The sequence below is a fragment of the Microvirga sp. VF16 genome (genome assembly GCF_016864375.1).
Lineage (GTDB): Bacteria > Pseudomonadota > Alphaproteobacteria > Rhizobiales > Beijerinckiaceae > Microvirga.
Map to the genome: position 1 here is coordinate 3823752 of NZ_CP069354.1, position 18863 is coordinate 3842614.

Sequence of the window (18863 nt, forward strand, 5' to 3'; positions counted from 1 at the left end):
AAGTGGCTCCAATCGTCATAGCTTATGGTCAGAGCTGACCGAGTTCGACAAGCCCGTCACCCGTTGCGAGGATCGCGCCGGTGGCAAGGCCCAGGAAAAGACCGTGCTCCACGACGCCGGGAATGTTGTTCAGCGTCGAGGCAAGCACGTTCGGCTTGTCGATGCGCCCAAGATGCGCATCGAGAATGAAATGGCCGCCATCGGTGACGTAGGCCGCACCATCGGGAGCATGCCGGAGATGCAGCTCGCCGCTCATGCCGAGGCTATCCAGGAGCCGGACGATGGCCCGCTCGGTGGCCGTGAGGCCGAAGGGCACGACCTCGATGGGGAGAGGAAAGCGGCCGAGCTTCGAGACGTGCTTCGATCCGTCGGCGATAACGATCATCCGCTGGCTCGCGGACGCGACGATCTTCTCGCGCAGGAGAGCGCCACCTCCGCCCTTGATGAGGCGAAGGTCGTCATCGAGCTCGTCGGCTCCGTCGACCGTCAGGTCGAGGTCCGGGGTTTCGTCGAGGGTCGACAGGGGAATGCCCTCGCGCTGCGCCTGGTCGCGGGTCGCCTCGGAGGTGGGAACACCCACCACCTTGAGCCCACTGCGGACGCGCTCACCGATGGCCGCAACGAAATGCGCGGCGGTCGAACCGGTGCCCAAGCCCAGTCTCATGCCGTCCGTGACGAGCTCGGCAGCCCGTTCGGCTGCAGCGCGCTTGAGATTGTCGCTCACTGAAATCCTCTGAGAATATGTCCGCTCTGGCCTGTGAAAGACTGTTTTGTTCGCCTCTAGCATGTCAGGACGGCTGGAAGAAAGAACGTTTCACCTTCGGCAGAGCCCGAAAAATCTCGTCGGCCCTCAAGGACGCTGCGGCGAGGCGCCCGTCCCCGAGCCGACGCTCGGCGTCGCAGCGGTCGGCGCAGCCGTCGATGCGGCAGGCGATGGGGTCATCTGAGGTGTACATACTACCCGCTCATCGAACACGTAGCAGATGCTCATCTGCCCGGTCCGGAAATTGACCCGGAAGACGCCCCCTTCCCGCTCGTGGCGGGAGGCAACGAGCCCATACTCGCCCGGAGCCTGTGGACCTGCGCCCTCGCCCGCGCTGAAGCACAGCGTGACCCCAATTGTGCCTTCCTGTAGTCCATACTGGCAGGAACTCACCTCGCCCGTGATCCGATCGATCCTATAAATCCGGTTCAGATCGGTCTGAGGCGCGGGCACAAAATCATAGGATGCGGCCAGGGCGGAACCGAAAAGCCCTCCCAGCGCCAGGACTGCCAAACTCAACGCCGCGGAACCTAGGGCATCGGACCCAAAAGTGGTTCCCACTTTTGGGACGAATCCGATGCCTAATTCCTTAAATGGCGCATCGTTCGGTGCGAAAAACCGGATCCACTTTTTCGCACGATGCGCTGAGAGCCGCATTCACCACTCCATTCGGTAAGAACGAATCAACCATCGGCACCATATCATCCCGAAGCTTGATTCCCTTGCCTCCAGCAGGTAGCCGACCTTCATGGCCATTGATACCCCGCACAACGTCTCGCCCATCGCCGTCTTCGACCTCGATGGAACCCTGGCCGACACGGCTGGCGACCTCGTCGGGACCCTCAACGTCATCCTCGAGCGAGAGGGGCTCGCCTCCCTGCCGGTGGCCAAGGCGCGCGACATGATCGGAGCAGGCGCACGCGCCCTCATCCAACGTGGCTTCGAAGCCGCCGGCAAGGAGCTGACGCCCGCCTATCTGGACGAGCTGTTCCAACAGTTCATGATCCATTACGGGGAGAATATCTGCGTCCAGACGCGCCTCTATCCCGGAGTAGCCTCGGCCCTCGACCAGCTGGAACAGGCAGGCTTCATCCTGGCGGTCTGCACCAACAAGGTCGAGGAGCATTCAGTCAAGCTGCTCGACGAGCTCGGTGTCGGCCATCGCTTCGCGGCCAATTGCGGGCGCGACACGTTTCCCTATTTCAAGCCCGACCCGCGCCACCTGACCCTGACCATCGAGCGTGCCGGCGGACACCCGGGCCGTGCAGTAATGATCGGAGATTCCCGGACGGATATCGTGACCGCGCAGAACGCCGGTATTCCGGTGGTCGCAGTTCCCTTCGGTTATACCGACGTGCCGGTCCGTGAATTGGGGCCGGACCTCGTTATCAACCATTTCGATGAGCTGTTCACCGCCGTTCGGGCCGTCATGCGGCCGATGGCGGCCTGACACGCAACATCCATCGTGCATGCGGGTGCACACACGAAAAAGTGAAGCTTGCCTGTCAGGAAGGAATGGTGGGCGCGACAGGGATTGAACCTGTGACCCTTCGCGTGTGAAGCGAATGCTCTCCCGCTGAGCTACGCGCCCTGACAAGGGCCTTCTAAAGGCGTAGAACCCTCTGCGTCAAGCCAAAGAAGCGCACCTTAGGCGAAGTATTTTGCCTCACGAATTGTGGCACCGTAACTTTAACCCGTTGCTTACGATGTGACGGAAATGGGGCATTTCCGCACTAGGATTTTATAGCAGAACCTTGATAAAGCTTGGATCCGAAGCGGGGCTGTTGCGTTGAGCAATTGCAGAACCTGCCAGCAACCATGTTTTATCTGAGGCAATTATGGGACGCACTCGCGTTGCCCTCTCCGGGCTCGTCTGCGCCTTCGTCGCCCTCGCGACGCCGGCTGCGGCATTTACGGCAATCGACCCTCTCACCCGCCAGCCGCTCTACAGCGCGGAAGACGCCCTCAAGGCCCAGGCTGCGCCGGTCCCGCGCGAGATCGTCACCTTCACTGGCCGCTACGCGCCCGGCACCATCGTCGTGTCCACCAGCGAACGCCGCTTGTGGTACGTGCTCGGTAACGGTCAAGCCATTCAATACGGCGTCGGCGTGGGCCGTCCGGGCTTCACCTGGTCCGGTACCCATTCCGTCACCATGAAGCGGGAATGGCCGGATTGGCGCCCGCCAGCGGCCATGCTGAAGCGCCGTCCCGACCTGCCCCGCTACATGAAGGGCGGGCCGGACAACCCGCTCGGCGCTCGCGCCCTCTACATCGGCAGCACGATCTACCGCATCCACGGTTCGAACGAGCCGGAGACCATCGGTGAGGCCGTCTCTTCGGGCTGCATCCGCATGACCAACGAGGACGTGACGGACCTCTACAACCGCGCCAAGGTCGGCGCGCGTGTCGTGGTTGTTCGGTAAGAGTTCAGAAATCGCGCGTCATGGCCGGGCTTGTCCCGGCCACTTTCGTCGGAAATGCACTCTCTCCACTGTCAGCGCAGCCGGTCCCGCGACAGCCCCTTGGCCGCTAGCTCGTCGAGATAGGCCTGCCACTTTTCCCCCTGCTCTGCCCCGAGCTGGTAGAGATAATCCCAGCCGTAGATCCCGGTGTCGTGCATGTCGTCGAAGACGAGCTTGACCGCGTAATTGCCGACCGGCTCCACGCCGATGATCTCCACCTCCCGCTTGCCCGGAACCGTCTTGCGCTCGGCGGGACTGTGCCCCTGAACCTCCGCCGAGGGGCTCGTGACCCGCAAATACTCGGCCGACAGGTCGAAGGCCTTGCCGTCGTCGAAGGCGATGCGGAGGCTGCGCTTGTCCTTGGCAAGCCGGAGCTCCGTCGGCCAGCGCTCAGATGTCATAGGCGTACACCTCTTTCCTGGTTTGCGATTTCACGCTAACTGCTTGATCATCAAGTTGAAGGCAAGTTCTCGCGCGAACAAGGATTTCTCCGCCATGGGAGCCATTCCGGCTCATCTCGAGAATTCCGATACCGGCCGGTCCCTATTGGATCCGTTTGGCCGGGCGATCACCTATCTGCGCGTCTCCGTGACGGATCGCTGCGATTTCCGCTGTGTCTACTGCATGTCCGAGGACATGGCCTTCCTGCCCAAGCGCGACCTGCTTACCCTGGAAGAGCTCGACCGCATCTGCTCGGCTTTCGTCGACCGTGGGGTGCGTAAGCTGCGCATCACCGGCGGCGAGCCCCTGGTGCGGCGGGACATCATGAAACTCTTCCGTACCCTGTCCCGCCATCTGGCTTCGGGCGCGCTCGACGAACTCACGGTGACCACCAACGGCTCGCAGCTCGCCCGCCATGCGCAGGATCTCGCCGCCTGCGGCGTGAGGCGGATCAACGTGTCGATCGACACTCTCGACGCCGACAAGTTCCGCCGCATCACCCGCTGGGGCGACCTGACCAAGGTGCTCCAAGGCCTCGATGCCGCGCAGAATGCCGGTCTCAAGATCAAGATCAACACCGTCGCCCTCAAGGGCGTGAACGAGGGCGAAATCGAGTCGCTGCTTGAATGGGCGCACGGACGCGGCATGGATCTGACCTTCATCGAGGTGATGCCGCTCGGCGAGATCGACGGGCAGCGCATCGACCAGTTCCTGCCTCTCTCGCTGGTGCGCGCACGTCTCGCTGCGCATTACACGCTGGAGGATCTCGCCGACCGCACCGGCGGACCGGCGCGCTACGTACGGGTGAAGGAGACCGGCGGTCGGCTCGGCTTCATCACGCCGATGACCCATAATTTCTGCGAAAGCTGCAACCGGGTGCGCCTCACCTGCACCGGCCAGCTTTTCATGTGCCTCGGCCAGGAGGACGCCGCCGACCTGCGGGCGCCGGCGCGCGCCTCCGAGAGCAACGAGCTTCTTGATCGAGCGATTGTCGATGCCATCGCCCGCAAGCCGAAGGGCCACGACTTCATCATCGACCGGCGTCACGCCCGCCCTGCGCTGAGCCGCCACATGAGCGTCACAGGGGGATAAGGCGCTTTATCATGAGTATGAGAGTTTCAATGTTCGGGCGAAGGCTCGCGATCCTTGCGGGCCTGCTCATCGGATTCGGGAGTCATGCAGGTCTTGCGCAGGATGCCGCTGCACAAAAGCCCACGATCCGCGTCGCCGTCGAAGGCGCCTATCCGCCCTTCAACTTCATCGATGCCAACAACGAGCTGCAGGGCTTCGAGGTCGACCTGCTCAAGAGCCTCTGCGAGGCGATGAAGGCCACATGCGAACTGGTGCCCCATGCCTGGGACGGCATCGTCAAGGGACTCGTGAACCGCGAATACGATGCGATCATGTCGTCGCTGGAGATCCTGGAGCGGCGCCAGAAGAGGATCGCCTTCTCCGATCCCTACTATCGCATCCCCGCCGTCTTTATCGGCTCCAAGGAGACGGCCCCCGGCGAGGTTACGCCTGCCGCCATGGCGGGAAAGAAGATCGGCACCATCGAGCGCACCGATCACGAGACCTATCTCAAGACCTTCTACAAGGACTCCGAGATCGTCCTCTTCGCCAAGGCGGAGGAGGCCAATCTCGATCTGCTCGTCGGCCGCATCGATGCCGTCTTCGCCGACGAACTGCTCCTGTCGAAATTCCTGGAAAGCCGCGAGGGAGCCTGCTGCCATATCCTCGGTGACGCGCCGGCCGAGCCCGCCTATAAGCGTGAAGCCTACGGCATCGGCCTGCGCAAGGGGGACGACGGCCTGCGCGAGCAGTTCAACCGCGCCATCGCACAGGTGAAGGCCGACGGCACCTATGACCGGATCCGCGCCAAATATTTTTCCTTCGATATTAAGTAGAGATGCTCGATCAACTCTCTCAGGTCATGGCCGGGCCTGTCCCGGCCATCCCGATCCTGTAAAGCGCCGCGCATTTCCAATCGGGATCACCGGCACAAGGCCGGTGATGACGTGGGGGATGTGAAAAACCGGGTCCACTTTTTCACGCGATGCGTTAGAACCGGCAGAACATTCAGGGAGCAGACGATGGCGAAAGTTGCATTCCTCGGACTTGGCGTGATGGGCTATCCCATGGCGCGCCACCTCAAGGCGAAGGGCCACGAGGTGACGGTCTATAACCGCACGACGGCAAAGGCCGAACAATGGGTGTCGGAGAACGGTGGGCGCTCCGCCAAGACGCCGCGCGAAGCAGCCGAGGGGCAGGAGATCGTGTTTGCCTGCGTCGGCAATGACGACGATCTGCGCCAAGTCACGCTCGGTCCCGACGGCGCCTTCCATGGCATGGGCAAAGGCACCATCTTCGTCGATCACACCACCGCCTCGGCTGAAGTGGCACGCGAACTCTATGCTGCCGCCAAGGACAGGAGTTTTAACTTCATCGACGCTCCCGTCTCGGGCGGTCAGGCCGGCGCGGAGAACGGCGTTCTCACGGTCATGTGCGGTGGCGATGCGGATGTCTATGCCAAGGCCGAGCCTGTGATCATGAGCTTTGCTCGGGCTTCGCGCCTGTTGGGCCCGGCTGGTGCAGGCCAGCTCACCAAGATGATCAATCAGATCTGCATCGCCGGCCTCGTGCAGGGTCTCGCCGAGGGCATTCATTTCGGCAAGAAGGCCGGCCTCGACATCGAGGCGGTGCTCGAGGTGATCTCGAAGGGTGCCGCCGGCTCCTGGCAGATGGAGAACCGCGGCAAGACCATGAACCAGGGCAAGTTCGATTTCGGCTTCGCCGTCGACTGGATGCGCAAGGATCTGTCCATCGTGCTGGGCGAAGCCCGCAAGAATGGCGCCAGCCTGCCGGTCACCGCCCTGGTCGACCAGTTCTACGCCGACGTGCAGAAGATGGGTGGTAAGCGCTGGGATACGTCGAGCCTGATCGCCCGGCTCGACAAGTAAGATTTTTTAAGAGCGATATCGAAAGCAAAGCGCCGGAGCTGAAGGGCTCCGGCGCTTTTCTATTCAGCGCACTTCTTCGGCGCAGGGCCGTCCGGGACGGCAGCGCTCGGAATTGTTGCCGCCTTGGCGTCCTCCGGAGGGAGAGGGACGGATCTGGGGCGACCTGTCCATATCGCGACCTGAACGAGGCTGCTCGCGGAAGGCGCGTTCCTCGCGCGCCGGCGCCTCGATCCGAGGTGACGGACGTGGACGCTCCACGGGAGGCGCAATCCGCGCTGCGGGGCGCTCCTCCTGGAGCTGGCGCATCCGCCGTTCCGCCCTGTCGTCTCCGCGCGGCTGCCCGCGCGCCGGACCGTCGAACCGCGGATCGTCGAACGGAGACGGCCTTTGGGGACGCGACGAACGCTCCCTGTCCGGCCGCTCCACCGAAGCCGGTCGTTCGATGCGCGAACGCGGAGCATCCACGTCCCGTGAGCGACGACGTTCCTCCGGCACCGTCAGGCCTGGTGCATCCGGCAGCGGCCTCACGGATCGGGATGCATCGCGGCGGTCGGAATCACGCCCTCCCCTGTCCCTATCTCTGTCCCTGTCGGAGCGATCGCGGTCGATGTCGATCCGGGGCCTCTCGGGCCTTTGTGTCCGCGGAAGAACCTCGTCCGGAATAGGTCTCTGATCCCTGGGACGAGCAGCGTCGCGTACTGGCGCCTCGGGGCGCGAGCCGCGCGTGACATCCGGGCGGGCCGGTTCACCGATATCGGACCGGCCGGGACGGAGCCGCTCCTCGGGGATGTTCACGAGCGGGATCGGGCGCGCGGGAATGCGGCCGGGGCGGGCGCCCCTCTCCTCGCGCGGAGCCCGCGGCTCCGCTGAGACCGGGATCGGCCGGATCGGCGCGGCAAGCCCGGGCTGGCGCGGAACGACCGGCTCGGGACGAAGCCCGCGGCGTGGCCGGGGACCGCGCTCGTCGCCCATGAGGGCGCCGAAGACCGGCGGGGCGGCCACCGGAATGGCCATCGGCCCGCGCGGCGTCACCGGCGCGATGGGCTGATAGAACGAGCGCGGAGGACGGGCGCGCATCGGAACCGGGATCGCCATCGGGATCGGCAGCACGCCGGCCATGATCGGCGGCGGAGGTGGCTCACGGATGATCGTGACGAACTCCTCATCCTCGTCCCACCGCGGCAAAAGATAGGCTGGCGCACGGGGCGGCGGCACATCGCGGATGATCGTCACGACCTCCACCACTTCGACCCGCTCCACGCCGGGCAGCGGCGGCGGGAGGTCATCATAGACCACCTCCTCGAAAGCCGCCGGCGGAGCGTAAGGCGCAGAAAGCCGCACCAGCCGGCGTCGGCAATCCGCCGCATGCGGGCCGGTCGGATAGCGCCGCAGATAGGTCCAATAGGCCTCCCGCGTGTTACTCGCGAGCGTGCGGCGCCAGACGATGGCTTCACGGCGCGCAGCCAGCAGCGCCGTCACCCGGCGGGCGAGGCGATGGTCCGGATAGCGGCGCAGGAAGTCCTGATAGCCCTGGATCGTGTCGCGCTCGACAGCGATGGCATAGGCTTCTTCGGCAGGCACATCCTCGATCCGACGGACCTCGCGCACTAGCGGGGCCGCGGCTTCCGCCTGCTCGAAGAAGGCGAAGGAAGCATTGCCGAGATTGGCCGAATGCCATGGGATCTGCAGGCCGTTCGTGGCCTCGTGCGTGCGAAGCCGCGTGCGGGCAAAGGCTTCGTCGAGAGACATGCCCGGCTGGCGGATCATCTCGGCAAGCGCCGTCGCATAGGCACCATAAGGTCCCTGTCCATCGCTGGCGACGATGTTGGGAGCCGAGGAGAAAGCCATCACGAAACCGGCCGGCGGCTCCATGAGGGCAAGCCCCTTGGCCATCGGCTCACCGGTGGAGCCCAGCGGATAATCCCGCGCCATATCGGCAACGATCACGCGCACCTTTGCGGGACTGCGCTCGAGGGAGCGGATGAGATCGGAGAGACGAAAGCCCTCGATCGGGACGTCCACGTCGCGCTCGATGCGGGCATCGATCGGAAGGAGATAGTTATCGCCTTCGAGTTGCACCCCATGTCCGGCCAGATAGACCATCACCGTGGAGTCGGGCTCCAGGTCCTGAGCCTTGTCGAGAAAGTCGCGGACGAGGCTGCGCAGGTCATTGGCGCCAAGATCGCGACCCTGGATGACCTCGAACCCGGCGCTGGTGAGCGTCTGGGCGATCAGGCCGGCATCGTTGACGGTCGTCGGAAGCGGGCGGCCCTGATAAGCACCCTGCCCGACGACCAGCGCGAGACGATCCTGAGCGGACGCCAAGGACGCCTGACCGACGACGGCGGCAACAGCAAAGGCGACAAAAACGATAGCACGTTTCAGATAAGACACGGTTCACGCACCCTTTCACCCGCTCTGCGGGTATTCGCGAACAGAAAAGGTCAGGACAGTTGAATGGGCCGTGAACAAAACGGGACAAGCGGCCTTGGTTGAAGCGTCACCGCCGCGTCATCGTCAGATAGACGACGAAGGCGCCGATCGCGATGGCGAGTCCCATGAGTACCATCTGGCGCGTCTCGCCCGTGAGTGCCGCGTCTCGGTACATCTGGTTGAGTCGCTCAGCGCGCTCCGGATCGCGCGACATGAAGAGGCCGATCACGATGCTTAAAGTCGCAAGGCCGAGAATCCAGTAGGTGGGGCGCATCGGGTTGATCTCCTTATCGTCCCGCGAACCGGGGAGCGCGCTTCTCGCGGAAGGCGGCGACGCCCTCCATGAAATCCTGGCTCGATCCGGCCTCGGTCTGAAGCCTGGCTTCGAGTTTAAGCTGGGATTCCAGATCGTTGGACAGGCTTTGTGCCACTGCCTGCTTGGTCAGGCGATAGGCGAGCCCCGGCCCTTCTGCCAGCCTTGCAGCGAAGGCCGCCACGTCGACGGCAAACGACACGTCGTCGAACACCTTGTAGACGAGCCCCATGCGCTGGGCCTCCTCGGCCGGAACGGCCTCGGCGCTCAGCATGAGGGCGAGAGCCTGCTTGGGGCCGACGAGGCGCGGCAGGATCCAGGTGCCGCCGGCATCCGGGATCAGGCCGATCTTGGCGAAGGCTTCCTGCAGATAGGCCGAGCGCGCCGCCACGACGATGTCGCAGGCAAGCGCGATGTTCATGGAAGCGCCAACCGCAGGCCCGTTCAGGGCCGCGATGATCGGCTTTGCATAATTGGAGAGCCTGAGAACAAGCGGGTTGTAGTCGCGCTCCAGGGCAGGCCCGAGATCAAGGCGCCCCTGTTCATCGCGCTTCGGGTCGACTGTCAGATCCTGGCCCGAGGAGAAGGCGCGCCCCTCGCCAGTAAGAACCACGACACGCACCGCCTCGTCCCGCTCGCACCGGTCCAGCGCCTCACGCAATTCCGCATGCATGGCGGCGTTGAACGCATTCATCCTCTCGGGCCGCGCGAGCGTGATCGTCGCGACGGGGCCGTCGACGGTCGTGCGCAGGGTGGTCGGGCTCATGCCTCAAGCTCCTTTTGGTTGGGCTGGAACATAGTACGGATCTCAGACCGGAGAACCGGCAAAAGCTCGGCCTCGAACCAGGAATTAGTCTTAAGCCAGCCGTTGTTGCGCCAGGATGGATGCGGCAGGGGCAGGATGCGGGGCTTTTGCGGATTGCCGAGAATCTCGCGCCAGCGCCGGACGGTCTCGGTCAGCCCATCCTTGAAATCGTCGCCCATATGCCAGGCCTGGGCGTATTGCCCGATCAGCAGGACGAGATCGAGATGGGGAAGCGCCTCGAAGAGCGGCTGGCGCCAGGCCTCTGCACATTCCCGGCGCGGGCTGAGATCGCCGCCCTTGGCATCCTGCCCCGGGAAGCAGGAGCCCATGGGGACGATGGCGATCTTGGAGGCGTCGTAGAAGGTGGCCTTGTCGATCCCGAGCCAGTCGCGCAGCCGTGTGCCCGAGCGGTCGTCGAACGGGATTCCGCTCGCATGGGCACGGGTTCCGGGTGCTTGGCTGGCGATGCACAGGCGCGCGGTCACGCTGCCCTGGATGATCGGCCGCGGCTCATGCGGCAGGGCCGCTCCATAGCGCGGTGCGTCCCGGCAGATGCGGCAGGCTCTCAGTTGTGAGGCGAGAACGTCGAAATTGTGTGGGGAATCCATCCTCGCCAGATGGGGATCGGAACGGGATTTATCGAGGATTGCCGGCGCTCCCGCGCGGTGGCAGCTTGTCGCCATCGGAACGAGGAGCCCATCGGGAGGATCCATGAAACCGCGCATTTCAGTGTTGACGCTTGGCGTCGACGATCTCGAGCGATCCGTTGCCTTCTACCGCGATGGCTTGGGGCTCGCGACCGAAGGCATCATTGGCAAGGAGTTCGAACACGGTGCCGTCGCCTTCTTCGACCTGCAATCGGGATTGAAGCTGGCAGTCTGGGCGCAGAACGACATCGCTCATGACACGGGCCTCCCGAAGACGGCCCGCTCTCCGACTGGCTTCACGATCGGCCACAACGTCGCAAGCAAGAGCGAAGTCGGCGCGGTGATGGAACAGGCCCGGAAAGCCGGCGCAACCATCTTCAAGGAAGCGCAGGACACGTTCTACGGCGGCTATGCCGGCTATTTCCAGGACCCGGACGGGCATGTTTGGGAAATCGTCTGGAATCCGGCCTTCCTCCCAACCGATTGACCGGAACAGTCTCGGCTAAAATCAGCCGCCGTGAACATGCGCCCTGCGCCAGTCCTGCGGCCGCTCGAACTCGCCCTCCCAGAGACCCGCCGAGCGATTGCGGGCGCGGGTTTCCTCATAGTCGTAATCGCGCCCATAGGAGACGGCCCAGCCGTCCTCCACCATACGGGCGCCGATGTCTCGACCAGCCACCGTGCAGCGCGCCAGGATGCGCTGATAGCGGTCGCGGCCGGCGGCGCGGCAGCGAACAGTCTCGCCGGAGACGAGATCGATCAGCGCCCGGCGTGAGATCTCGCCGCAGGCGTAAGTCCGCCCAGCGCGAGCGCATCTTTGCTCCAGCTCCGGCGCGTCGATGCCCTTGATGCGGATGCGGGTCTCGCCGATACGGATCGTATCCCCATCGGTGACCTGCGCCCTGCCCTCGAGCAAGCGCCCACTCGGCTTCAGCACGAGCCCGGCCCCGCCGGCGAGCCCCAGCGCAACGATCAGCGAGGTGATGCCGCTCGACCGGGAGCGGCGACGTCGAAACCTCACGACAGGCGCTCGGAAACTCCTGCCTGCCCAAAGGTGGCCATGTCCCTGTGGACCGCCGCCGCCGCCTTCACGAGACCGACCGCCAAAGCCGCGCCCGAGCCCTCGCCCAGCCGCATGCCGAGCGCGAGCAGCGGGACCTTACCCAGTCGGGTCAGCACATCCTGGTGTGCGCCTTCCGCGCTCAAATGGCCGGCGATGCAATGATCGATGGTCGAGGGGTGAATGGCGTGGAGGATGGAAGCGGCAGACGTCGCCACATAGCCATCGAGCACCACCGGGATCCGCTGCAGCCGCGCGGCCAGGATCGCGCCGACCATGGCGGCAATCTCGCGTCCGCCGAGGCGGCGCAGCACCTCAAGCGGATCCTTCAGGTTGTCGCCGTGATGGGCGATGGCCGCCTCGACCGCCGCGACCTTGCGTCTGAGGCCCTCGTCGTCCACGCCCGTGCCGCGTCCCACCCAATGCTCGGCCGGCCCGCCGTAAAGCGCCGTATAGATCGCGGCCGCGATGGTCGTGTTGCCGATGCCCATCTCGCCGATAGCGAGAAGATCGGTGCCACCGGCAATCGCCTCCATGCCGAAGGCCATGGTGGCGACGCAGGCCTTTTCGTCCATGGCCTCAGTTTCGGTGATGTCGCCGGTCGGCATGTCGATGGCGAGATCGAAGACCTTGAAGCCCAGGCCGTAGGCCGCGCAGATCTGGTTGATGGCAGCCCCGCCCGCGGCGAAGTTCTCCAGCATCTGGCGGTTCACGTCCGAGGGAAAAGCCGAGACGCCCCTGGCGGTAACGCCATGGCTTGCCGCAAAGACGCAGACGAGCGGACGGTCGACGCTGGGGGTCGATTTGGCCTGCCAGGCGGCGAGCCACTCGGCGATCCGCTCCAGACGGCCTAGGCTCCCGGCGGGCTTGGTGAGTTGCTGATCCCGCAGCCGCACGGCCTCGACGGCGGCCTCGTCCGGACCCGGCATGGTCGTGATCAGGCGGCGGATATCGTCGAAAGGTGAGGACACGGCATCAGACATGGAGGGCTCCGGCCCAAGGGGCATTGCAGAACGCGAAGAGGCGTGACCTATAACGACCCATGCACGCGGGGTGAAGCATGTCGGAGCAATTTGAACAGGGCGAGGCCGCGACCTTGAGTGGTTGGCAGGCGGCTGCGGCCGACCTAGCCCATTGCGTGCGCTTCTATTCCCGCCTTCCGGTGCCAGCCCTGCCGTGGGAGCAGAACGCCCATGCGCTGCCGAGTTTTCCGCGCTTGGTACGGATGATTCCCCTCGCTGGCCTCGTGATCGGCCTCTTGCCGGCGGCTTTGCTGGGCTTGGCGCTGACGCTCGGACTCGGCCCCTGGCTCTCCGCCATCCTCGCGGTCGCCGCCATGGTGATCACGACCGGGGGGCTTCACGAGGACGGGCTTGCCGACATGGCAGACAGCTTCGGCGGTTCGACCCGCGAAAAGCGCCTGGAGATCATGCGGGACAGCCGAATCGGCTCCTTCGGCGCCTCGGCCCTGTTCCTGTCCCTCGCACTCCGGATCGGCGCTCTCGCCACACTTGCTTCGCGTATCGACGGCAGCGCCGTTATCGCGGTGGTTCTCATCGTCGCTTCCCTGTCCCGTACGGCAGGCCTCATGCCCCTTGTCTTCCTCTCCCCGGCCCGCCGGGACGGAATCGCCCGGTCTGTCGGGCAGCCGGCGCGAGAGACGTTTTGGCTCGCGGCGGGGATCGCGGGCGGAATCTCCGTCATTCTGGGAGCGATTGCTGGCCTGCCTCCATCCGGCATCGCCCTGATGCTGGTGCTGTCGGCCCTCTCGGGTGCTGCGCTCACCGGCTTCGCCTCGCGCCACCTCGGCGGGCAGACGGGAGATGTTGCGGGCGCCGCGCAGCAGGTGGCGGAAATCGCTGCGTTGATCGGCCTCTTGACCGTTGTCCAGCCGTGACGACATGAAGGTAGAATGACCCGCGTCTCCAGCCCCTGCATCCGAGTCTGCACTCTCGACCCTGAAACCGGGCTCTGCGAAGGTTGCGGCCGCACGCGGGAGGAAATCGCCAGCTGGTACCGAATTCCGGAGGAGGAACGCCAGCGTATCATGGCCGAGCTGCCAGAGCGCATGCGCGAGGCCTTCGCCCTTGTGTCTCCCTTCGCGCCCGAACCCGACAAGGCGGAATGATGCTGGGGATTCGCGGCGCGGGCCTCCTCCTTCTCCTGGCCGCCCTCCTGGTCGGGCTGTTCGCCGATGATCCCGTCGGCGAGTTCTCGGCTCTCGAAGCGTCCGGCCTTTTAGCCCTCGGCGGTCTTTCTTTCCTCATGGCCGGTTCCATCGTCGAAGGCTTTTCCCGCCATTGGACCTATGGCGTTCAATCCATCGCGATCAGCGGCGGCATTCTCATCGCCCTGCTGGCGATCTATGCATCGCGAAGCGAATTGCAGACCGTGATCGACCGCGCCATCGGCGACATCGCGGTCGGCCGCACTGTCGTCACACCGGAGGGCGAGGTGGTGGCCGCGCGCCGGACGGATGGCAGCTTCATGGTGCGGGGCGAGGTGAACGGCCACGAGACCCGTTTCATCTTCGACACCGGCGCCAGCACCGTGGTGCTGCGTGCGGAGAATGCCGAAGCCCTCGGCTTCAAGCCTGAGAGCCTGAACTACTCCATCCCCGTTGCGACCGCCAATGGCAGCGCCCTCGCCGCCCCCATCGTCATCGACCGCCTGACCATCGGCTCGATCACCGAGCGCAACGTCCGCGCGCTGATCGCCCGCTCAGGCGTGCTGCATGCCAACTTGCTCGGGATGAGCTTTCTCGAGCGGCTGGGCTCCTACGAGGTGCGGGGCAACCGTCTGATTTTGCGGGGCAAGGAAGACGCCAGCTAGCACGCTGTCATCCCGGACGGCAAAGCCGATCCGGGATCGGATGCAGGATGAGGTGTCTGACCTCAACACTGTCATTCCCGCGAAGGCGGGAATCCATAAATGCTGACGGCGCCAAACTGGTTGAAGGTTGTGGCTATGGATCCCGGGCTCCGCTGCGCGGCCCCGGGATGACAGCAAACTTACTCGGCAGCGTTAAGCGCAGGCACCGTCTCGCTCCGCGCCACATGCGCCACCGCATCCCGCAAGGTCTGCAGATTCGCGCCCGGCTTCACCGCCTCCGTCGCCAGATGGCGGCGATAGGCCCGTGCGCCGGGGCGGCCGGTGAAGAGACCGAGCATGTGGCGGGTGATGTTGTGCAGGCGCTCGCCCTTCGCGAGTTGCTCCGCGATATAGGGCTCATAGGCCTCGACCGCCTCGAACCCGTCCACAACGGGGGAAGCTTCGCCATAAAGCTCGGGATCGACCCCAAGCAGGATTTCAGGCTCGTGATAGGCCACGCGGCCGAGCATCACGCCGTCCACATGCTTCAGGTGCTCGTGCACCTCGGCCATGGTCTTGATGCCGCCATTGATGGCGATGGGAAGATCCGGGCGGGCCTGCTTCAGCTGGTAGACCCTGTTGTAATCGAGCGGCGGAATGTCTCGGTTTTCCTTCGGCGACAAACCTTGCAGCCAGGCTTTGCGGGCATGGACCGTCAGCTCGTCGCAGCCGGCCGCCACCACGCAATCGGTCAGGCGGTTCAAAGCCTCTTCCGTATCCTGATCGTCGACGCCGATCCGGCACTTCACCGTCACCGGCAGGGACACGGCCGCCTTCATGGCCGCCACGCACTCGCCGACCAGCACCGGCTCCTGCATCAGGCAGGCGCCGAAACGGCCGTTCTGCACCCGGTCGGAGGGGCAGCCCACATTGAGGTTGATCTCGTCATAACCGAAATCGGCGCAGATCCTGGCGGCTTTCGCCAGATCGGCCGGATCCGACCCGCCAAGCTGCACCGCCACCGGATGCTCGGAAGGGCTGAAGCCTAACAACCGCTCCCGCGGCCCATGAATGACCGCTCCCGTGGTGACCATCTCCGTATAAAGCCGTGCCCGGCGCGACAGGACGCGGTGGAACGCCCGGCAATGCCGGTCGGTCCACTCCATCATGGGCGCAACGGTGAGAAATTTCTGAGTCATCTCGGAATAGTTTCTAGGAGAGGTTTCCGGTCGATCGGGCGTTGGCGAGGCTTTTCCAATATGGTGCTTGCAATCTCAAGGAAAATAAGCGGGATCCGATGCCACAGGCGCTGATTGCCAAAGTTTCAACGGTCGAGCTCACCGCATTCTGGCCAGATTGAGCCTGTGACCTGCAAGCTCGGCTGAGCCGAATCCCGTTCGAAAACCATATGATTCAGATGAGGACGGATCCATGCAGATCAATTGGCTGCTTCTCACAGAAAGTCCTAGCGGCATTCCCATCCCCACTTACGGCCAATATGGCGGCCCCAACTGGTCGGGCGGCGAATTTGTCGGTGACGACGAGCCAGGGAATTATACCGTCAAGCCCGAGGACCCGCTGGACGCCCTGTTCCGCCGCCATGACAAGGCCTATGATCAACCCGACACCCTCCTGCGGGCCAAGGCCGATCTTCGACTGATCAAGGAGATCCTGAAGCAGTCTCCCGATGCCGTCACGGGCGAAGGTGATCTTTATGCAGGGGCTGCCGTGCTGGCCATGCTCCACCAGATCGCGGTCGTGAACGGCCATCCCGAACTTCTGGCCAAGGTCGATCTGGGCAAGATCATCCAGGGCGCTCTCGACCGCATCGAGGACGGCAGCATCACGCCCGAGCCGCAGGAAGTCGCAGCCCTCACCACATGGCTTATGTGGACGGCCCCCGCCTCGCAAGAAGATTTCGGCATGGTTTGATCGGATCGCTTGCGGTCATATGTCCGGCCTTTCATTGCAGTCACACATGACCGCTGGCCAAGATGGCGTCCGCTCTGTGAGTTCCCAACAGCACCGCGGCCTCGCCAGACCACAGTCATGTGCGGAGTGTCTCACCGTCTGGATCGATCGATCACACCATCTGCTCGCTTCCTTGCAAGGTCCGACACCAGCTCAACACGAGAGCGCTTGAAGGGTTCTCATGTCGGGCTGATCTCTACACAGCGCACGCCGCTGCCGATACTGACGCTGGGGCTTTGTAGCTCTCCCCTGTCACCATCAGCTTCCAGGCAATGCGGGCGATCTTGTTGGCCAGCGCCACGGCAACCAGCTTGGGCGGCTTGCGCTGGAGCAACGCCACCAGCCACGGCGAAGGCGGCGCACTCTGGCCGCGCCGCAACTGCCGGATGACAGCAGTCGCCCCGACCACCAGCACGCTGCGCAGGGCCTCGTCACCGGCCCGCGTGATCACCCCATGCCGCACCTTGCCGGCGGTGGAATGATCCTTCGGGGTCAAGCCAAGCCAGGCGGCAAAGTGGCGGGCCGAGCGAAAGGCCTCGGGTGCAGGCGTCTTCATCACCAACATCGCAGCGCCGATCGGACCCACCCCAGGAATCCTGGCCAAGCGTCGGCTGATCTCATGGGCGCGGTGCCAAGCCATGAGGCGATCTTCAATCTCCTCCAATCGGGCCTGCAGCTGCGCATACTCCGTGGCCTGCATCGCAAACAGCTCCCGGGCGAGAGCCGGCAAGGTCTCCTCGGTTTTGACCCGCTCCAGCAGAGGCTCGATCCGGCACAGCCCCTTAGGGGCAATGAGCCCGAACTCCGCCGCATAGCCGCGGATCACGTTGACCAGCTGGGTGCGCTGCCGGATCAAGCGATCGCGCACGCCCACCAGCATCAAGGCCGCCTGCTGGTCGGCTGTTTTGACCGGCACGAAGCGCATGGTGGGCCGGCTCATCGCCTCGCAGATCGCCTCGGCATCAGCCGCATCGTTCTTGCCACGCTTGACGTACGGCTTGGCCAATTGCGGCGCGATCAGCTTCACCTGGTGCCCTAACGACTGCAGAAGGCGCGCCCAATGGTGCGAGCCCCCACAGGCTTCAAGGGCAACTACGGTGGGCGGAAGCTTGCCAAAGAAGGTGATCAGATCCTGGCGCCGCAGCTTCTTGCGCAGCACCGGCTCCTCGGCGGCATTCACGCCGTGCAGTTGGAAGACGTGCTTTGACGTATCCATTCCGATGCGGATAATCTGGTCCATGGACGGTCTCCTGTGACTGAGATCTGCAACGACCTCATTCTGGCACAGCGATGCCGTAAGGGGGCCGTCCACTCCAACAGCAGCAAACCGCCGCCGTGCTTGCCGCGCGAGACGAGCCCATCTTCGCCTTTGCGGCGGACAAGCTGCTCGATCTCGCCGCCAGAATCTCCCAGACGAAGTCCCCTGCCATCCCCATCGATCTCACCGACGACGCCTTTGCTTACGTCTTCGGAGGAGCAAGCAATTTCCTGACAGACGCGTTGGAATTCGTCACCGACCCGTGGCACCCGAAGAGCTTGATCGAGCTCGCCGTGGCAAACCATGAGACTCTTCCGACAATCCAGGAGCAAGTGCTGGATGCTCTGCCGAAGAAACTCGGCTTCCACGTCAACTTTGATGATTTCACCTTCTAGTGACCACCCCGGCATGGCGGCACTCTTTGCGGCCATGCCGAACAGGGGATGCTGTTCAAATCACGCCGACTACTTTGGCATCCAGCACCTTCGCCGCATCGCGAGGATCGAGCTTGACCTGCAGGCCTCTCTGGCCGCCGTTCATGAACACTTGCGCGTGCTCGAAGGCCGACTGCTCCAGCACGGTCGGGACGCGCTTCTTCTGGCCGAAAGGGCTGATGCCGCCGACGTGGTAGCCGGTGATGCGCTCGGCGTCCGTGGGCTTCATCATCTGGGCCGCCTTGCCGCCGAGAGCGGCGGCAAGCTTCTTCAGGTTCACTTCCTGATCCGAGGGCAGGATCACGCAGGCGGGCTTGTTATCCACCAGCACCATCAGGGTCTTGAGCACGCTTGCGGGATCGGCCCCCATGGCCTCGGCCGCCTGCAGGCCGATGCGGTCCGCATTCGGATCGTACTCGTAGGCGTGAAACGTGAAGGAAACGCCCGCCTGCTGCAGGGCTAACGTCGCGCGGGTGGTCTTGGACATGGCCGGGTCGTTTAGGGC

General features: G+C 64.3%; 23 protein-coding genes and 1 tRNA gene. 11 read left to right on the top strand and 13 right to left on the bottom strand.

Annotated elements, in window-relative coordinates; genetic code table 11:
- Positions 1–28 precede the first annotated feature (28 nt).
- Positions 29–664 (bottom strand): ribose-5-phosphate isomerase RpiA, encoded by a 636-nt coding sequence (gene rpiA / locus JO965_RS17825; RefSeq protein WP_246776899.1) that lies wholly within the window; start codon positions 662–664, stop codon positions 29–31.
- 186 nt (positions 665–850) lie between these two features.
- Positions 851–1282, bottom strand: coding sequence for a hypothetical protein (locus tag JO965_RS17830; protein WP_203440367.1), 432 nt, complete (start codon positions 1280–1282; stop codon positions 851–853).
- A 229-nt stretch (positions 1283–1511) separates the two neighbouring features.
- Between JO965_RS17830 and JO965_RS17835 the strand changes: the two genes are divergently transcribed.
- Positions 1512–2213: an HAD family hydrolase gene (locus tag JO965_RS17835; protein ID WP_203440368.1), complete on the top strand. Its 702-nt coding sequence runs from the start codon at positions 1512–1514 to the stop codon at positions 2211–2213.
- A 66-nt stretch (positions 2214–2279) separates the two neighbouring features.
- Here JO965_RS17835 and JO965_RS17840 read toward each other — a convergent pair.
- Positions 2280–2354: transfer RNA gene (locus tag JO965_RS17840), tRNA-Val, on the bottom strand.
- Positions 2355–2601: 247 nt separating this feature from the next.
- On the opposite strand from JO965_RS17840, the gene JO965_RS17845 reads away from it, so the two are divergent.
- The gene (locus tag JO965_RS17845) at positions 2602–3186 is read left to right on the top strand and encodes a L,D-transpeptidase (protein WP_203440369.1); all 585 of its coding nucleotides are present in this window, start codon (positions 2602–2604) and stop codon (positions 3184–3186) included.
- A 71-nt stretch (positions 3187–3257) separates the two neighbouring features.
- On the opposite strand, the gene JO965_RS17850 is transcribed toward JO965_RS17845, so the two are convergent.
- Positions 3258–3626, bottom strand: coding sequence for a gamma-butyrobetaine hydroxylase-like domain-containing protein (locus tag JO965_RS17850; protein ID WP_203440370.1), 369 nt, complete (start codon positions 3624–3626; stop codon positions 3258–3260).
- A 94-nt stretch (positions 3627–3720) separates the two neighbouring features.
- Here JO965_RS17850 and moaA point away from each other — a divergent pair, with 94 nt between their 5' ends.
- The 3 genes from moaA (at position 3721) to JO965_RS17865 (ending at position 6626) form a co-directional block, all read left to right on the top strand.
- The gene (gene moaA, locus JO965_RS17855; RefSeq protein WP_203444245.1) at positions 3721–4758 is read left to right on the top strand and encodes a GTP 3',8-cyclase MoaA; all 1038 of its coding nucleotides are present in this window, start codon (positions 3721–3723) and stop codon (positions 4756–4758) included.
- A 29-nt stretch (positions 4759–4787) separates the two neighbouring features.
- Positions 4788–5573, top strand: coding sequence for a transporter substrate-binding domain-containing protein (locus tag JO965_RS17860; RefSeq protein ID WP_203440371.1), 786 nt, complete (start codon positions 4788–4790; stop codon positions 5571–5573).
- Positions 5574–5759: 186 nt separating this feature from the next.
- On the top strand, positions 5760–6626 hold the full coding sequence (locus tag JO965_RS17865; protein ID WP_203440372.1) for an NAD(P)-dependent oxidoreductase: 867 nt from the start codon (positions 5760–5762) through the stop codon (positions 6624–6626).
- A gap of 63 nt (positions 6627–6689) precedes the next feature.
- Here the strand turns inward: JO965_RS17865 and JO965_RS17870 are convergent, their stop codons facing one another.
- From JO965_RS17870 to JO965_RS17885, 4 genes are all read right to left on the bottom strand, one after another.
- The gene (locus JO965_RS17870) at positions 6690–9020 is read right to left on the bottom strand and encodes a caspase family protein (protein WP_203440373.1); all 2331 of its coding nucleotides are present in this window, start codon (positions 9018–9020) and stop codon (positions 6690–6692) included.
- Between the two features lie 106 nt (positions 9021–9126).
- Positions 9127–9333, bottom strand: coding sequence for a hypothetical protein (locus JO965_RS17875; RefSeq protein WP_036352233.1), 207 nt, complete (start codon positions 9331–9333; stop codon positions 9127–9129).
- 13 nt (positions 9334–9346) lie between these two features.
- Entirely contained in the window at positions 9347–10138 is a 792-nt protein-coding gene (locus JO965_RS17880) for an enoyl-CoA hydratase-related protein (protein WP_203440374.1), read from the bottom strand.
- The gene (locus JO965_RS17885) at positions 10135–10785 is read right to left on the bottom strand and encodes a uracil-DNA glycosylase family protein (protein WP_203444246.1); all 651 of its coding nucleotides are present in this window, start codon (positions 10783–10785) and stop codon (positions 10135–10137) included. Before JO965_RS17885 ends, JO965_RS17880 begins: the two co-directional genes overlap by 4 nt.
- Positions 10786–10888: 103 nt before the next feature.
- Between JO965_RS17885 and JO965_RS17890 the strand changes: the two genes are divergently transcribed.
- Positions 10889–11311, top strand: coding sequence for a VOC family protein (locus JO965_RS17890; protein ID WP_203440375.1), 423 nt, complete (start codon positions 10889–10891; stop codon positions 11309–11311).
- Between the two features lie 21 nt (positions 11312–11332).
- On the opposite strand, the gene JO965_RS17895 is transcribed toward JO965_RS17890, so the two are convergent.
- Both JO965_RS17895 and cobT read right to left on the bottom strand, forming a co-directional pair.
- Positions 11333–11845 carry a thermonuclease family protein gene (locus tag JO965_RS17895; protein WP_203440376.1) on the bottom strand — a complete coding sequence of 171 codons (513 nt, stop codon included), beginning with the start codon at positions 11843–11845 and terminating at the stop codon, positions 11333–11335.
- On the bottom strand, positions 11842–12867 hold the full coding sequence (cobT, locus tag JO965_RS17900; protein WP_203440377.1) for a nicotinate-nucleotide--dimethylbenzimidazole phosphoribosyltransferase: 1026 nt from the start codon (positions 12865–12867) through the stop codon (positions 11842–11844). Before cobT ends, JO965_RS17895 begins: the two co-directional genes overlap by 4 nt.
- A 77-nt stretch (positions 12868–12944) precedes the next feature.
- Here cobT and cobS point away from each other — a divergent pair, with 77 nt between their 5' ends.
- The 3 genes from cobS to JO965_RS17915 are packed head-to-tail and all read left to right on the top strand — an operon-like array spanning position 12945 to position 14716.
- Entirely contained in the window at positions 12945–13781 is an 837-nt protein-coding gene (gene cobS / locus JO965_RS17905) for an adenosylcobinamide-GDP ribazoletransferase (RefSeq protein ID WP_203440378.1), read from the top strand.
- A gap of 15 nt (positions 13782–13796) precedes the next feature.
- Entirely contained in the window at positions 13797–14012 is a 216-nt protein-coding gene (locus JO965_RS17910; RefSeq protein ID WP_203440379.1) for a DUF1289 domain-containing protein, read from the top strand.
- The gene (locus JO965_RS17915; RefSeq protein WP_203440380.1) at positions 14009–14716 is read left to right on the top strand and encodes a TIGR02281 family clan AA aspartic protease; all 708 of its coding nucleotides are present in this window, start codon (positions 14009–14011) and stop codon (positions 14714–14716) included. Before JO965_RS17910 ends, JO965_RS17915 begins: the two co-directional genes overlap by 4 nt.
- A gap of 179 nt (positions 14717–14895) precedes the next feature.
- On the opposite strand, the gene dusA is transcribed toward JO965_RS17915, so the two are convergent.
- A complete protein-coding gene (gene dusA, locus JO965_RS17920; RefSeq protein WP_203440381.1) occupies positions 14896–15894 on the bottom strand; it encodes a tRNA dihydrouridine(20/20a) synthase DusA in 999 nt (332 codons plus the stop codon).
- 232 nt (positions 15895–16126) lie between these two features.
- On the opposite strand from dusA, the gene JO965_RS17925 reads away from it, so the two are divergent.
- Positions 16127–16627: a hypothetical protein gene (locus JO965_RS17925; RefSeq protein WP_203440382.1), complete on the top strand. Its 501-nt coding sequence runs from the start codon at positions 16127–16129 to the stop codon at positions 16625–16627.
- A gap of 235 nt (positions 16628–16862) precedes the next feature.
- On the opposite strand, the gene JO965_RS17930 is transcribed toward JO965_RS17925, so the two are convergent.
- Complete coding sequence (locus JO965_RS17930; protein WP_203439317.1) at positions 16863–17906, bottom strand: IS110 family transposase; 1044 nt, start codon at positions 17904–17906, stop codon at positions 16863–16865.
- Between the two features lie 95 nt (positions 17907–18001).
- Between JO965_RS17930 and JO965_RS17935 the strand changes: the two genes are divergently transcribed.
- Positions 18002–18319: a hypothetical protein gene (locus JO965_RS17935; RefSeq protein WP_203440383.1), complete on the top strand. Its 318-nt coding sequence runs from the start codon at positions 18002–18004 to the stop codon at positions 18317–18319.
- Between the two features lie 55 nt (positions 18320–18374).
- Here JO965_RS17935 and ybaK read toward each other — a convergent pair whose 3' ends face one another.
- Positions 18375–18845: a Cys-tRNA(Pro) deacylase gene (gene ybaK / locus JO965_RS17940; RefSeq protein ID WP_203440384.1), complete on the bottom strand. Its 471-nt coding sequence runs from the start codon at positions 18843–18845 to the stop codon at positions 18375–18377.
- Positions 18846–18863: the final 18 nt, after the last annotated feature.

Coding starts and splice junctions, on each gene's coding strand:
- rpiA (WP_246776899.1), bottom strand. CDS start 664: ATGAGACTGGGCTTGGGCACCGGTTCGACCGCCGCGCATTTCGTTGCG.
- JO965_RS17835 (WP_203440368.1), top strand. CDS start 1,512: ATGGCCATTGATACCCCGCACAACGTCTCGCCCATCGCCGTCTTCGAC.
- JO965_RS17845 (WP_203440369.1), top strand. CDS start 2,602: ATGGGACGCACTCGCGTTGCCCTCTCCGGGCTCGTCTGCGCCTTCGTC.
- JO965_RS17850 (WP_203440370.1), bottom strand. CDS start 3,626: ATGACATCTGAGCGCTGGCCGACGGAGCTCCGGCTTGCCAAGGACAAG.
- moaA (WP_203444245.1), top strand. CDS start 3,721: ATGGGAGCCATTCCGGCTCATCTCGAGAATTCCGATACCGGCCGGTCC.
- JO965_RS17860 (WP_203440371.1), top strand. CDS start 4,788: ATGTTCGGGCGAAGGCTCGCGATCCTTGCGGGCCTGCTCATCGGATTC.
- JO965_RS17865 (WP_203440372.1), top strand. CDS start 5,760: ATGGCGAAAGTTGCATTCCTCGGACTTGGCGTGATGGGCTATCCCATG.
- JO965_RS17875 (WP_036352233.1), bottom strand. CDS start 9,333: ATGCGCCCCACCTACTGGATTCTCGGCCTTGCGACTTTAAGCATCGTG.
- JO965_RS17880 (WP_203440374.1), bottom strand. CDS start 10,138: ATGAGCCCGACCACCCTGCGCACGACCGTCGACGGCCCCGTCGCGACG.
- JO965_RS17885 (WP_203444246.1), bottom strand. CDS start 10,785: ATGGATTCCCCACACAATTTCGACGTTCTCGCCTCACAACTGAGAGCC.
- JO965_RS17890 (WP_203440375.1), top strand. CDS start 10,889: ATGAAACCGCGCATTTCAGTGTTGACGCTTGGCGTCGACGATCTCGAG.
- cobT (WP_203440377.1), bottom strand. CDS start 12,867: ATGTCTGATGCCGTGTCCTCACCTTTCGACGATATCCGCCGCCTGATC.
- cobS (WP_203440378.1), top strand. CDS start 12,945: ATGTCGGAGCAATTTGAACAGGGCGAGGCCGCGACCTTGAGTGGTTGG.
- JO965_RS17910 (WP_203440379.1), top strand. CDS start 13,797: ATGACCCGCGTCTCCAGCCCCTGCATCCGAGTCTGCACTCTCGACCCT.
- JO965_RS17915 (WP_203440380.1), top strand. CDS start 14,009: ATGATGCTGGGGATTCGCGGCGCGGGCCTCCTCCTTCTCCTGGCCGCC.
- dusA (WP_203440381.1), bottom strand. CDS start 15,894: ATGACTCAGAAATTTCTCACCGTTGCGCCCATGATGGAGTGGACCGAC.
- JO965_RS17925 (WP_203440382.1), top strand. CDS start 16,127: ATGCAGATCAATTGGCTGCTTCTCACAGAAAGTCCTAGCGGCATTCCC.
- JO965_RS17930 (WP_203439317.1), bottom strand. CDS start 17,906: ATGGACCAGATTATCCGCATCGGAATGGATACGTCAAAGCACGTCTTC.
- ybaK (WP_203440384.1), bottom strand. CDS start 18,845: ATGTCCAAGACCACCCGCGCGACGTTAGCCCTGCAGCAGGCGGGCGTT.